The following is a 13,930-nucleotide window of genomic DNA, read 5'->3' as shown; positions in this document are numbered from 1 at the left end:
AAAGTAGGCTGTTTTGAGCATGTACCACAAGGTCGGGATTGTCTCGGCCTTTCCCATACATACATAGACCGGGAAATGAGGAGAAGCAGACAATGATACTCTTTTATTATGTCCTGGCGCTGGTAATTATCGGCCTTGACCAATGGACAAAGTACTTAGTGGACGTACATATGGAAATAGGGGAAAGCATTCCGTTAATTGAAGGGTTAGCATATTTAACTTCCCACCGGAATCAAGGAGCTGCTTTTGGTATACTTCAAGGGCAAATGTGGTTATTCTTTATTATAACTGTCGGGGTCGTCATCGCTATCTTTTATTACATGCAAAAGTATGGAAAAGAAAGCATATGGATCGGACTACCATTAGGTTTAGTGCTAGGCGGTGCGATCGGGAATTTCATCGATCGTCTCTTCAGAGGAGAAGTTATTGATTTTATGGATGTTTATATCTTTGCTTATAACTTCCCGATTTTTAATGTAGCGGATTCGGCTCTCGTCGTAGGTGTAATCGCTTTGATTATTAAAATGATGGCAGATGAACGAAAAGAGAAAAAGGAGCAAGCATAAATGATGGAAGAAACAAAATGGGTGATTTCTGAAGAGCACAATAAGGAGCGATTAGATAAGGCAATTGTTAAGCTGCACGGAGAATGGTCACGTACGATTATCCAGGAGTGGGCTAAAGAAGGACGCATTGAAGTAAATGGCAAAGCGGCCAAAAGTAACCATAAAGTACAGTCAGGTGATGAAGTCGTCGTGTATCCTAAGGAACCAGAAGAAATAGATATCGTTCCTGAAAACATCCCTCTTGGTATCCTGTATGAAGATGATGATGTGATTGTTGTCAATAAGCCTCGGGGGATGGTTGTCCACCCAGCACCTGGGCATCCCGGGGGGACGCTGGTGAACGCGTTAATGTACCACTGTAAAGATCTCTCAGGCATTAATGGGGAAATCAGGCCTGGTATTGTCCACCGCATCGATAAGGACACATCGGGAGTGTTGGTGGCCGCAAAAAACGACAAAGCCCATGAACACCTTAGTCGTCAACTGAAAGATAAAAAAACAGAAAGAATTTACAAAACAATTGTTCATGGCAATATTCCTCATGAGCATGGAACGATTGACGCTCCTATTGGAAGAGATCCAATGGACAGACAGAAAATGACGGTCACTGATAAAAATGCAAAGGATGCAGTGACTCACTTTAACGTAATAGAACGTTTTGGGAACTATACGTTTCTTGAATGCAGGCTCGAAACAGGGCGGACACACCAGATTAGAGTTCATTTGCAATACATTGGGCATGCTGTTGCAGGGGATCCTAAGTATGGGCATCGTAATACGCTGCCGATAAACGGTCAGGCTCTACATGCAGCCCGCCTTGGCTTTGTACATCCCTCAAAAGAGGAATACATGGAGTGGGAAGCTCCTATGCCTGAAGACATGGATGGCCTGCTGGACGATCTGAGAAAAAAATCTTGACTTTCTTGTATACTTTTGTCATACTAACGAAAGAATCAAATACGAACCACCTTTAATTACAGTCCCGTGAGGCTGAGAAGGAAATGGTGCATGTATTCCCTGCCTGTAATGACCAGGGGGAACGTCCCGGAACTACCAGGGATCAATGCGATGTTATTAACCATCCTCTCGTCCAATCGGACGGGAGGATTTTTTAATGGCCATTCCTTGCAGAAACTAGACAGTGGGAGGCAAATCAAATGGTTAAAGATGAAACAGTTTTATTAGATGAGCAGGCGATACGACGAGCACTTACCCGTATATCACATGAAATTATTGAAAGAAACAAAGGAATCGATGACTGCGTTCTCGTAGGAATCAAAACAAGAGGGATATATATTGCTGATCGATTAGCCGAAAGTATCGAACGAATCGAGGGAACAAAAATTCCAGTAGGGGAAATAGATATTACCATGTATCGGGATGATCTTTCTCTAAAGAACACTTCTGAGGAACCTGAATTAAAGGGGACCGATATTCCTTATGACATTAACGACAAAAAAGTCATTCTAGTTGACGATGTGTTATATACAGGACGAACCGTAAGAGCTGCCATGGACGCCACAATGGATCAGGGCAGGCCGGCCCAGATTCAGCTTGCAGTACTTGTGGACAGAGGTCACCGGGAATTGCCGATCCGCCCTGATTATATTGGTAAAAATATTCCTACCTCTAAAGCGGAAGTCATCACTGCTAAGATGAAAGAAACCGACCAGATAGACCAAGTAAGTATTACAAGTCATGAAAGATAAATAAAGATCCTCTTTAAATACAGTCCAGAGAGTCTGAAAAGAGGCATGATGCAGCCATCCCTGTTGTGGTGATGGCCCCCTGTGCCCTCTTTGCTCTCTGCAAAGAGTTTTTTTATGGAAACAGTTCTCCAGAATATCTAATCGTCCAAAATACCATCGTATAAGAAAGAGATCAAATCAGGAGTGGAGGAGACTTACATGGGAAACAAAAGAGAGATAGGCATCAGAGAAATCCCAAAATGGAATTACTGGATCATTTTAAGCATGCAGCACTTATTTGCAATGTTCGGAGCCACCATTCTCGTGCCGATATTAACTGGTCTTAGTCCGGCCGTCGCATTAGTATCCAGCGGTCTGGGTACCCTTGCTTATCTTGTGGTCACGAAAGGTCAGGTACCTGCTTACCTGGGGTCTTCCTTTGCCTTTATCATGCCTATCATCTCAGCGATGGCTATCGGAGGGCCGGAAGGTGTGATGATAGGAACGTTTATGGCAGGTATTGTTTACGGACTGACTGCCCTCTTAATTAAAGCGACTGGTGTCAACTGGCTCATCAAACTTCTTCCGCCGATTGTGGTGGGGCCCGTTATTATGGTCATAGGACTTGGGCTTGCAGGCACGGCGATTGAAATGGCGATGAACTATGACAGTGAGGCTGGACAGTTTGTAGAGCCAATGACTCACTTCAGTGTAGCTCTCATAACCCTCGCCATAACGATCGTAGCTGCAGTTTTCTTTAAAGGATTTTTTAACCTGATCCCAATTTTGTTCGGTATTGTCGGCGGGTATGTGGTAGCAGTATTTATGGGACTGGTTAACTTTACACCAGTTATGGAAGCACCGTGGATCAGAACTCCCGATTTTGTCGTACCCTTTGTCACCTTTACACCAGACTGGTCCTGGACGATTATCTTCCTTATGGTTCCGATTGCCCTTGTAACCCTTTCTGAACACATAGGAGACCAAATGGTTCTGAGCAAAGTGGTTTCAAAGAACCTGGTGAAAAAACCCGGCCTTCACCGCTCTATTATGGGGGATGGAGTTGCAACGTTGATTGCTTCCTTTGTTGGGGGGCCTCCTAATACGACGTACGGAGAGAACATCGGAGTTCTCGCGATCACTCGAGTGTTCAGCGTTTTTGTGGTCGGTGGGGCAGCAGTATTTGCACTGATTTTCGGCTTTATAGGAAAAATTGAAGCGCTGATTGCAAGCATCCCGACAGCGGTAATGGGAGGAATTTCAATCCTGTTGTTTGGGATCATCGCTTCCTCAGGACTTAGAATGCTGATTGATAACCAGATTGATTTTGGAATCAAAAGAAACTTAATTATTTCTTCTGTGATCCTGGTTATCGGTATCGGAGGCGCCTTTATACAGGTTTCCGATGATGTGCAGATCGCCGGAATGGCTCTCGCGACAATAATCGGCATCTTGTTGAACTTGATTCTTCCAGGAAAAGAACATGGTCTGGGAAATAACTCAATGTTTGCCTCCCTGGATGAAAAACTAAAAGATGATGACAATGCTGCTTAACATCCTTTAATCGAGTACAGAGAGACTCATAAGGGTGAAACAGGCACCAGGAACGAGACCGTGGTTGCCCACGGTCTGCCTGGATAAAGTTATGCGAGGCAAGCTGCCTCTCTTCTTTCGCCTGCTTCTGTTCACCCTGAAGATGATCTCTTCAGGGTTTTTTTATAGAAAAAAAGCGAGTTCAAAAATAAGGAGGAATGAAAGATGATGCTTGAAACTGAATTGCAAAAAGAGATGGGGAAAGTAACAGAACCTGCCACGGAAAATATTTTGACAATGACAGACCTTCCGTTAGGGACAATCGATAAAATTCTTACAAACGCTCAAGAGTTTGCACATACTCCTTATTGGTTCGAGAAAAAAAACGTTTTCGCCGCTAATCTATTCTTTGAACCAAGCACAAGAACAAAATTAAGCTTTGAAGCAGCAGAGAAAAAACTGGGGCTTGAAGTATTAAATTTTGAAGCAGATACGTCCAGTGTAAAAAAAGGCGAGACTCTTTATGACACGGTTAAAACCATTGAAAGTCTTGGAGCAGATGTAGTAGTGATACGACATGAGACCGATCGTTACTTTGATGAGCTGGCCGGCAAAATAAATATTCCAATGATTAACGGAGGAGACGGCTGCGGTCATCATCCTACCCAATCTTTGCTAGATCTGCTTACGATTAAGCAAGAGTTTCAGAGTTTTATAGATTTAAACATAGTAGTTGCTGGCGATGTACGTCACAGCCGTGTGGCCCGTTCGAACATAGAAGCCTTGGAAAGACTGGGAGCCAACGTTTTTGTCAGCGGTCCGGAAGAGTGGATGGAAGGTGAGTTGCGCAGCAGATATATCCCAATGGATGAAGCGGCAGAAATGGCTGATGTAATGATGATGCTGAGAATCCAGCATGAAAGGCACGCGGTCCAAATGGTAGCAGGGGTGGAGGAATTTCATCAGAAATATGGCCTGACTGTTAAAAGAGAGAGGCTGATGAAACCAGGCAGCATAATCATGCACCCTGCGCCGGTCAACAGAAATGTAGAGATAGCAGACGAATTGGTAGAATGCAAAAGGTCACGCATCTTTAAACAGATGAAAAATGGAGTAGCAGTGCGAATGGCTGTACTCGATCATGTACTTCAATTAACCAAAGGGGGATATAAAAAATGAGTATCTTAATTAATAATGTGAAATTCATAGGGGAAGATGGAAACATAAAACAAGGGGATATAAAAGTAACAGAAGGTAAAATTGCAGAAATCGGCTCTGTGTCTCCGGGTGCTGAAAAAGTGATTGAAGGGAACGGAAGACTCCTTACTCCTGGACTGGTCGATGTTCATGTGCATTTGAGAGAGCCTGGTGGAGAACACAAAGAAACCATTGAAACAGGAACGAAAGCAGCTGCGCGCGGCGGGTTTACGACGATCTGCCCAATGCCAAATACAAGGCCGGTACCTGATTCAGAAGGTAATCTTCAGCTGATTCAAGACAAAATTAAAGAAAAGGCTCTCGTAAAGGTACTCCCTTATGCGTCTATTACTACCAGACAGCTGGGAAAAGAACTAGTTGATTTTGCCAGGCTTAAAGAAATGGGTGCTTTTGCGTTTACGGATGATGGAGTCGGTATACAGGATGCTTCTATGATGCTTGCCGCCATGAAAGCTGCAGCAAGGGCAGAGGTGGCCATTGTTGCCCACTGTGAAGAAAACACATTGATCAATAAGGGGTCAGTACATGAGGGGACGTTTTCAGAGAAGCACGGATTAAATGGTATTCCGTCAGTATGTGAATCGGTACATATTGCCCGGGATGTTCTGCTCGCTGAAGCAGCTGGCGCTCATTATCATGTGTGTCATGTGAGTACTAAGGAATCTGTACGTGTCATTCGAGATGCCAAACGCGCGGGAATTCACGTGACAGCAGAAGTAAGCCCTCATCATCTGCTATTATGCGATGAAGATATCCCAGGTCTTGACCCTAATTTTAAAATGAATCCCCCACTTAGAGCAAAAGAAGATAGAGACGCTCTCCTGGAAGGACTTCAGGACGGTACAATAGACTTTATCGCAACAGATCACGCCCCCCACACAAAAGAGGAAAAAGAGGCGGGAATTGAGAAAGCACCGTTTGGAATTGTAGGTCTAGAAACAGCCTTTCCTCTGCTTTATACCCACCTTGTTAAAGAAGGCCATCTTTCATTAGCCGATCTTGTCTCCTCTTTAACAAAGAAGCCGGCTGAAGTATTTGGCCTTACGCAAGGGACGCTTCAAATCGGGGCATCAGCAGACCTTATATTAATAGACCTTGAAAAAGAAGAAAAGATAGATGTCTCAGCATTTGAATCCAAAGGAAAGAATACACCATTTGAACAATGGGTGTGCCAAGGATGGCCTGTTTTAACCTTGGTGGACGGTGTAGTCGTGTATGAGAAAGAGGAGGTTGTCCAATGAAAAGACAATTGATATTAGAAGACGGCGAAGTTTTTATCGGAAAAGGGTTTGGCAGTGAAAAAGAAATGACAGGGGAAGTGGTGTTTAACACTGGAATGACGGGATATCAGGAGATTCTTTCAGACCCCTCTTACTGTCAGCAGCTTGTCGTCCTTACGTATCCTTTAATTGGAAACTACGGCATTAACCGGGATGATTTTGAATCGATTGCTCCATCAGTAGGAGCCCTTATTGTTAAAGAAGCTTCCTCTTTTCCAAATAACTGGAGAAATGAAAAATCGATTGATCAAATGTTAAAGGAAAAAGAAATTCCTGGGCTCGAAGGCATTGATACGAGAAAATTGACCCGTTTAATTAGAGAGCATGGGACATTAAGAGGAAGACTCTGCTCCATGGATGCTGATGTAACCCAGGTAGCGGAGGAATTGAGAAATACAGCTTTAGTGAAAAACCAGGTTCAGCAAGTATCCACTAAAGATCCTTATCACGCACCCGGTTTCGGCCACCGTGTCGTATTGATTGATTTTGGTGCCAAGCACGGAATTGTAAGAAATCTTATCCAAAGGCGCTGCGATGTATTTGTAGTTCCCTATAACACACCTGTTGAAGAAATTATGCAGCTTCAACCAGACGGCATTATGCTTAGCAACGGTCCTGGGGATCCAGAAGATGTAAAGGAAGGCATTGAAACCATTCAAGGTCTTCTTGGAAAAGTACCGATCTTTGGAATTTGCCTTGGTCATCAGCTTCTATGTCTGGCTGCTGGGGCCACGTCTTCAAAAATGAAATTTGGCCACCGCGGCTCCAACCATCCAGTAAAGGATATTGAAACAGGGAAAGTAGATATTACTTCCCAGAATCACGGCTATACGGTGGAGCGTGAGTCATTGAATGAAACGGATCTTGTGCTCACCCACGTTAATGTAAATGATGGTTCAGTAGAAGGAGTCTCTCACTCCAAATATCCGGCTTTCAGCGTTCAGTATCACCCGGAAGCTTGTCCAGGGCCAGCAGATGCCAATCATTTATTTGACCGGTTTGTAACATTAATAGAAGAGAGTAAAAAAGAAAGCGTAAAGACTGTCAACGCATAAAGCTGCTTAGTTTTCATTAATGGATAAGAAAAGGGGAGAGACAACATGGGAAAACGTGAGGATATTAAAAAAATACTAGTGATTGGTTCAGGACCTATTGTGATTGGCCAGGCGGCTGAATTTGATTATGCTGGCACGCAGGCATGCCAGGCATTGAAAGAAGAAGGGTATGAAGTTATTTTAATCAACTCCAATCCAGCTACAATAATGACTGACTCCAACATGGCAGATAAGGTATACATTGAACCCATTACCTTTGAATTTGTGAGTCGTATTATTCGTCAGGAGCGACCGGACGGACTGCTGCCTACATTAGGGGGGCAGACTGGACTGAATATGGCGATGGAATTATATGATAATGGCATCCTCGAAGAATACAATGTGACCCTTCTGGGAACCGAGCTTGAGTCCATTCGACGAGCCGAAGACAGAGATGCTTTCCGTTCTTTAATGAATGAACTTAATGAACCGGTGCCTGAAAGCGAAATTGTCCACACGCTTGAAGAAGCGTATCAATTTGTTGAAAAAATAGGATACCCCATCATTGTACGTCCAGCCTATACTCTGGGAGGGACAGGCGGCGGACTTGTCTATAATGAAGACGATTTGAAAGAAATTGTGGCCTCTGGATTAAAGTACAGCCCGGTAACCCAATGTCTCCTTGAGAAAAGCATAGCAGGCTATAAAGAAATTGAGTATGAAGTAATGAGAGACAGCAATGATCAAGCTATCGTAGTGTGTAATATGGAAAACATTGATCCTGTAGGAATTCATACGGGAGACTCTATTGTAGTGGCACCGAGTCAGACGCTGGCTGACAGAGAATATCATATGCTGAGAAATTCTTCCTTAAAAATTATTAGAGCACTGGAAATTGAGGGGGGCTGTAACGTTCAGATTGCCCTTGATCCATACAGCTATGATTACTATATTATCGAAGTAAACCCGCGGGTGAGCCGTTCGTCGGCACTTGCTTCCAAAGCTACTGGATATCCTATCGCGAAAATCGCAGCGAAAATAGCTGTCGGCTATACATTGGATGAAATTATTAACCCTATTACCCAGACAACTTATGCAAGCTTTGAACCAGCTCTTGATTATGTAGTCACAAAGATTCCACGCTGGCCTTTTGATAAGTTTGATTCAGCAAAACGGACACTTGGCACCCAGATGAAGGCGACAGGTGAAATCATGGCTATTGGAAGAAACTTTGAAGAATCCCTTCTCAAAGGAATTCGTTCTCTGGAGACAAACGTTTACCATCTGAAGCTGGAAAAAACAAAAGATGTGTCCAATGACGAATTAACGAAAAAGCTTGCAAAAGCAGATGACGAAAGACTGTTTTACATTGGGGAAGCATTTCGCAGAGGATGGACGAGAGATCAGATTCATGATATTACAGCTATTGATCTATTCTTCCTGTATAAAATGGAAGGATTAGTATCCTATGAAGAAAAATTGAAAGCACATCCTTTTGACAAAGAGCTTTTGCAGGAAGTAAAAGAATACGGCTTTGCTGATGTAATGATTTCAGAATTATGGAATTGCACAGAGAAAGAAATTAGTGATTTCCGCAAAAAGCATGGAATCATCCCCGTCTATAAAATGGTCGATACATGTGCAGCTGAATTCGCTTCGGCTACCCCATACTATTACGGCACGTACGAAGAGGAAAATGAAGCAGAGAACACTGACAAGCCATCTATTCTTGTGCTGGGCTCCGGGCCGATTAGAATAGGGCAGGGAATTGAATTTGATTATGCGACTGTTCACACGGTATGGGCAATCAAAGAAGCGGGCTATGAAGCTATCATTATTAACAACAATCCTGAAACAGTTTCCACAGACTTCAGCACATCCGACAAACTCTACTTCGAACCATTAACTGTAGAAGATGTCATGCATGTCATTGACCAAGAGAAGCCGGAAGGTGTAGTTGTACAGTTTGGGGGCCAGACTGCAATTAATCTGGCGGAAGACCTGGCTGCTCATGGAGTAAACATTCTTGGCACCAGCCTTGAAGATATGGATCGTGCGGAAAACCGTGACAAATTTGAACAAACGTTAAACCAGTTAAATATTCCTCAGCCTCTAGGGAAAACGGCTACTTCTGTAGACGAGGCTGTAAAGATTGCCACTTCTATCGGGTATCCTGTGCTTGTGCGTCCTTCATACGTACTAGGCGGACGTGCGATGGAAATCGTAGATAATGAGACCGAACTTCTCCGGTACATGGAACAAGCAGCGAAAGTAAATCCAAAGCACCCTGTATTGGTGGATCGGTACTTGATCGGAAAAGAGATTGAAGTCGACGCGATTTCAGATGGAAACACGGTATTTGTTCCCGGGATTATGGAACACATTGAACGGGCAGGAGTGCATTCAGGAGACTCTATCGCAGTGTATCCTCCGCAGACGCTGTCTGACGAAGTAAAACAAAAAGTAATAGATAGGACTATTGCCCTTGGAAGAGGACTAAACATTGTCGGCCTTCTTAACATTCAGTTTGTCCTTCATGACAATGAGGTTTATGTCCTTGAAGTGAATCCAAGATCAAGCCGTACGGTTCCATTTCTAAGCAAAATCACTGGTGTGCCGATGGCTAAGCTTGCCACCCGCGCCATCCTTGGAGAGTCACTCGCTGACCTTGGCTACAAAACGGGCTATCATCCTGAAAAAGATGAAGTCTCTGTGAAGGTTCCTGTGTTTTCCTTTGCAAAGCTCCGCCGGGTCGATATTACACTTGGGCCTGAAATGAAATCAACCGGAGAAGTAATGGGAAGAGACTATACGTTGGAAAAAGCACTCTATAAAGGGCTAATTGCTTCTGGAATGAAAATTCCTCAGCATGGCTCAGTGCTGTTTACGATTGCTGACAAAAACAAAGAAGAAGCCATGGCTCTTGTCCGTCGCTTTCACCGGATTGGCTATAATATTATGGCAACGGAAGGCACGGCTAAGCTGATTCGGGATGAACAAATACCTGTCACAGTAGTTAATAAAATTGGTGATGCAAAACCGAATCTTTTAGATGTGATTCGGGAAGGAGAAGCTCAATTTGTCATCAATACATTAACCAAAGGAAAGCAGCCAGTAAGAGACGGGTTCCGTATTCGCAGGGAGTCCGTGGAAAACGGTGTCGTTTGCTTAACTTCCATGGATACTGCGGGCGCCCTGCTTGGAGTACTTGAGATGATCACGTTTGCTTCTGAACCGATGCCTGCCATGGCTGAAGAGAAGACTGCTGTAAAAGAAGAGGTGCAAATATGAAAAAAGAATGGTTGACGGTGATAGAATGCACGCCTCTTGCCAAAGGAATTTATAAAATGGTTCTTCAAGGCACGATGACAGAGGAAATGGAAAGCCCGGGTCAGTTTGTTCACATAAAGACCAGCGCAGGGACTGACCCCCTGCTTCGCCGTCCGATCAGCATTTGTGATATTGACCATACAAACAATTGCTTTACCATTCTTTTTAGAGCAGAAGGCAAAGGGACAACAGAGCTTGCAGCCAAGAAGAAAGGGGAACAAGTTGATGTACTTGGTCCCCTTGGCAACGGCTTTCCTATTGAGGAAGCAGAAGCTGGAGAGTCTGTTGTTCTGGTAGGAGGCGGAATAGGTGTCCCTCCTCTTTACTACCTGGGAAAAAAGTTAAAAGAAAAAGGGCTTCATATCACGTCGGTTCTTGGGTTTCAAGACAAGGAGACTGTTTTTTATGAAGAGGAATTCAAGGAAATTGGAGACGTAGTAGTTGCTACGGCTGATGGCAGTTATGGAATTTCAGGTTTTGTGACTGATGCCATTCAAGAAAAGGGCCTTTCCTTTGACTGGATGTACAGCTGTGGACCTACCCCTATGCTTAAAGCGTTAGAAGCTTCTTATCCAGAAGCCAGGGGATATGTATCACTTGAAGAAAGAATGGGCTGCGGAATTGGCGCATGCTTTGCCTGTGTCTGTCATTTGCAGGACGATCCTGAAGGGACTTCTTACAAGAAAATTTGCAGCGATGGACCAGTATTTCCGCTAAGAAAGGTGGTACTTTCATGAACTTATCCGTAAACCTTCCGGGGCTGCCTATGAAAAACCCTGTCATGCCGGCTTCTGGCTGTTTTGGGTTTGGAAAAGAATTTGCTAAATTTTATGATTTAAGTCAATTAGGAGCCATAGCCATTAAAGCAACAACCGTAGAAGCAAGATTCGGGAATCCAACCCCTCGTGTTGCTGAAACCACAGCTGGCATGCTAAATGCGATCGGACTGCAGAATCCAGGACTGGATAAGGTAAAGGAAGAAGAGCTTCCATGGCTTGAGCAATTTGATGTCCCTATTTTGGCAAATGTAGCTGGATCCACAATGGAAGATTATGAAACGGCAGCCAAAGAGCTTTCGGCTTCCCCGAATGTTGGTGCGTTGGAGCTGAATGTTTCCTGCCCAAATGTAAAAGTAGGGGGAATTGCTTTTGGCACGGATCCGGAGCTTGCAGCAGAGTTAACTGCACGTGTGAAAAAAGCAGCGACAGTACCCGTTTATGTAAAGCTTTCTCCAAACGTCGCTGATATTACAGCAATCGCTAAAGCTGTAGAAAAAGCAGGGGCCGACGGCTTAACAATGATTAACACCCTTTTGGGAATGAGAATTGACCTGAAAACCAAAAAGCCGATACTTGCTAATACAATGGGTGGATTGTCAGGGCCTGCAGTAAAGCCAGTAGCAATCCGAATGGTGTATCAAGTCCGGCAGGTGACGGATCTTCCTATTATTGGTATGGGCGGCATTCAATCTGCAGAAGACGTGATTGAATTTCTTATCGCAGGAGCGGATGCAGTAGCTGTCGGCACGGCTAACTTTACCGATCCATTTGTATGCCCGTCCATTATCGAAGAACTGCCTCAAAAGCTTGAAGAGCATGAGATACATTCGTTAGCTGAACTGCAAAGAAGGGCGGTGGCCCGGTAATGGATCACCCCTTGATTATTGCACTGGACTTTCCGGAAAAAGAAAAAGCATTGGATTTTTTATCTCTCTTTAGCAAGGAATCCTTGTATGTAAAGGTTGGAATGGAGCTTTTCTACAGTGAAGGGCCTCGTTTTGTGGAAGAAATAAAAAGCAGGGGCCACGGAGTATTTCTTGATTTAAAACTCCATGATATCCCGAATACTGTGAAATCAGCCATGGAGAGGCTTGCCCGATTAAATGTAGACATAGTCAATGTCCATGCGGCCGGTGGAAAACAGATGATGGAAGCAGCAATAGAGGGGCTTGATAAGGGTACGATTTCAGGGAATAAGCGTCCCGCATGCATCGCAGTGACTCAGCTGACAAGCACCACTGAAAAGATGCTCACAGATGACCTCTTAATCAGTGAACACATGGAAGCTGTAGTTTCTCATTATGCGAGAAATACTAAGGCTTCAGGGTTGGATGGTGTGGTGTGCTCTGCCTTAGAAGTTCCGGTGATTTCTAGAGAATGCGGCGGGGATTTTTTGAAAGTCACGCCAGGTATTCGGATGGTTTCAGAGGATAAAGGAGATCAGCACCGTGTCGCCACTCCTGAAAGAGCACGAGAGCTTGGAAGCACAGCAATCGTGGTAGGGCGAAGCATCACACAAGCACAAGATCCGTTGGCAGCATACTACGATATGAACAAATTATGGAGGGGTCAAATATGAAAAGAGAGATAGCTCAGTCTTTATTAACCATCGATGCGGTCAGCCTGCAGCCCAATGAACCATTTACATGGTCTTCAGGAATAAAGTCACCGATTTATTGTGACAACCGCCTTACCCTTTCGTTTCCGGAAGTCCGAAAACAGGTGGCTGATGGGTTGACCCAGCTTGTAAAAGACCATTACCCGGAAGCAGAAGTGATTGCTGGCACAGCTACTGCCGGGATTCCCCATGCCGCTCTGGTCGCTGAAAGAATGGGTCTTCCAATGATATATGTGAGAGGGAAATCAAAATCCCACGGAAAAGGAAATCAAATTGAAGGTGTAGTAAAAAAAGGCCAGAAAGCAGTTATTATTGAGGATCTTATTTCTACCGGCGGCAGCATGATCCAGGTTGCAGAAGCACTCCGAGAAGACGGGGTGGAAGTAACAGGGGCAGCGGCCATATTTACATATGAGCTTGAAAAGGGCTTCAGGCAGCTGGAAGAAGCTGACCTGCCTTTTGTCACGCTCACTGATTATGATACGTTAATTGAAATAGCCGCTGAACAAGAGTTAATTAAGCCGGAAGATAGAAGTAAGCTTCGTATTTGGAAAAAAGATCCTGCTGATACTTCCTGGATGCACTCCTGAAAAGAAGAAGGAGTCCGCACATGCCATTCTACAATACAACCTATCAAGGGCGGCCAATGAGCCGTCCTTTTTTTAAGCTCTATGAAGTATGGGTATTTAGAACATGATCTGCCAGCAGCTTTGCTTTGTGAGCAGGACAGTTTGGCAGCAGTGGACGTACGAGGAAAAAAGCCAACAGCGAAGGCGCAGTAATTAGCTTTTTGACCAGGGCAATGAATAAAAAATATCAACTTTATCCTGGGTTATGGATATGCTATACTCAAAACAAAAAAATGGGAGATGACTAGGGTTGCG

At 44.2% G+C, this 13,930-nt stretch carries 12 protein-coding genes; all 12 read left to right on the top strand.

Features of this window, described 5'->3' with window-relative positions:
- Positions 1-92: 92 nt before the first annotated feature.
- Positions 93-566 (top strand): signal peptidase II, encoded by a 474-nt coding sequence (lspA, locus tag ACFPU1_RS05390; protein ID WP_054635265.1) that lies wholly within the window; start codon positions 93-95, stop codon positions 564-566.
- Between the two features lie 3 nt (positions 567-569).
- A complete protein-coding gene (locus ACFPU1_RS05385) occupies positions 570-1,484 on the top strand; it encodes an RluA family pseudouridine synthase (RefSeq protein ID WP_385940466.1) in 915 nt (304 codons plus the stop codon).
- Positions 1,485-1,723: 239 nt separating this feature from the next.
- A complete protein-coding gene (pyrR, locus tag ACFPU1_RS05380; RefSeq protein ID WP_054635266.1) occupies positions 1,724-2,275 on the top strand; it encodes a bifunctional pyr operon transcriptional regulator/uracil phosphoribosyltransferase PyrR in 552 nt (183 codons plus the stop codon).
- 198 nt (positions 2,276-2,473) lie between these two features.
- Positions 2,474-3,808, top strand: coding sequence for a solute carrier family 23 protein (locus ACFPU1_RS05375; protein ID WP_054635267.1), 1,335 nt, complete (start codon positions 2,474-2,476; stop codon positions 3,806-3,808).
- Positions 3,809-4,015: 207 nt separating this feature from the next.
- Positions 4,016-4,966, top strand: a complete 951-nt coding sequence (locus tag ACFPU1_RS05370) for an aspartate carbamoyltransferase catalytic subunit (RefSeq protein ID WP_385940464.1) — start codon at positions 4,016-4,018, stop codon at positions 4,964-4,966.
- The gene (locus ACFPU1_RS05365; RefSeq protein WP_385939294.1) at positions 4,963-6,246 is read left to right on the top strand and encodes a dihydroorotase; all 1,284 of its coding nucleotides are present in this window, start codon (positions 4,963-4,965) and stop codon (positions 6,244-6,246) included. The genes ACFPU1_RS05370 and ACFPU1_RS05365 overlap by 4 nt, the downstream gene beginning before the upstream one ends.
- Positions 6,243-7,340 (top strand): carbamoyl phosphate synthase small subunit, encoded by a 1,098-nt coding sequence (locus ACFPU1_RS05360; RefSeq protein ID WP_385939292.1) that lies wholly within the window; start codon positions 6,243-6,245, stop codon positions 7,338-7,340. Before ACFPU1_RS05365 ends, ACFPU1_RS05360 begins: the two co-directional genes overlap by 4 nt.
- 45 nt (positions 7,341-7,385) lie before the next feature.
- On the top strand, positions 7,386-10,610 hold the full coding sequence (carB, locus tag ACFPU1_RS05355; protein WP_385939290.1) for a carbamoyl-phosphate synthase large subunit: 3,225 nt from the start codon (positions 7,386-7,388) through the stop codon (positions 10,608-10,610).
- The gene (locus tag ACFPU1_RS05350) at positions 10,607-11,386 is read left to right on the top strand and encodes a dihydroorotate dehydrogenase electron transfer subunit (protein ID WP_385939288.1); all 780 of its coding nucleotides are present in this window, start codon (positions 10,607-10,609) and stop codon (positions 11,384-11,386) included. Before carB ends, ACFPU1_RS05350 begins: the two co-directional genes overlap by 4 nt.
- Positions 11,383-12,294, top strand: coding sequence for a dihydroorotate dehydrogenase (locus ACFPU1_RS05345; protein WP_385939286.1), 912 nt, complete (start codon positions 11,383-11,385; stop codon positions 12,292-12,294). The genes ACFPU1_RS05350 and ACFPU1_RS05345 overlap by 4 nt, the downstream gene beginning before the upstream one ends.
- Entirely contained in the window at positions 12,294-13,007 is a 714-nt protein-coding gene (pyrF, locus tag ACFPU1_RS05340; protein WP_385939284.1) for an orotidine-5'-phosphate decarboxylase, read from the top strand. The genes ACFPU1_RS05345 and pyrF overlap by 1 nt, the downstream gene beginning before the upstream one ends.
- Positions 13,004-13,636 carry an orotate phosphoribosyltransferase gene (gene pyrE, locus ACFPU1_RS05335; protein ID WP_385939282.1) on the top strand — a complete coding sequence of 211 codons (633 nt, stop codon included), beginning with the start codon at positions 13,004-13,006 and terminating at the stop codon, positions 13,634-13,636. Before pyrF ends, pyrE begins: the two co-directional genes overlap by 4 nt.
- The last annotated feature ends 294 nt before the right edge of the window (positions 13,637-13,930 follow it).

Origin of the sequence: Thalassorhabdus alkalitolerans (assembly GCF_042656525.1) — a bacterium.
GTDB classification, from domain to species: domain Bacteria; phylum Bacillota; class Bacilli; order Bacillales; family Marinococcaceae; genus Thalassorhabdus; species Thalassorhabdus alkalitolerans.
This window is presented reverse-complemented; position numbering and strand designations above follow the sequence as displayed.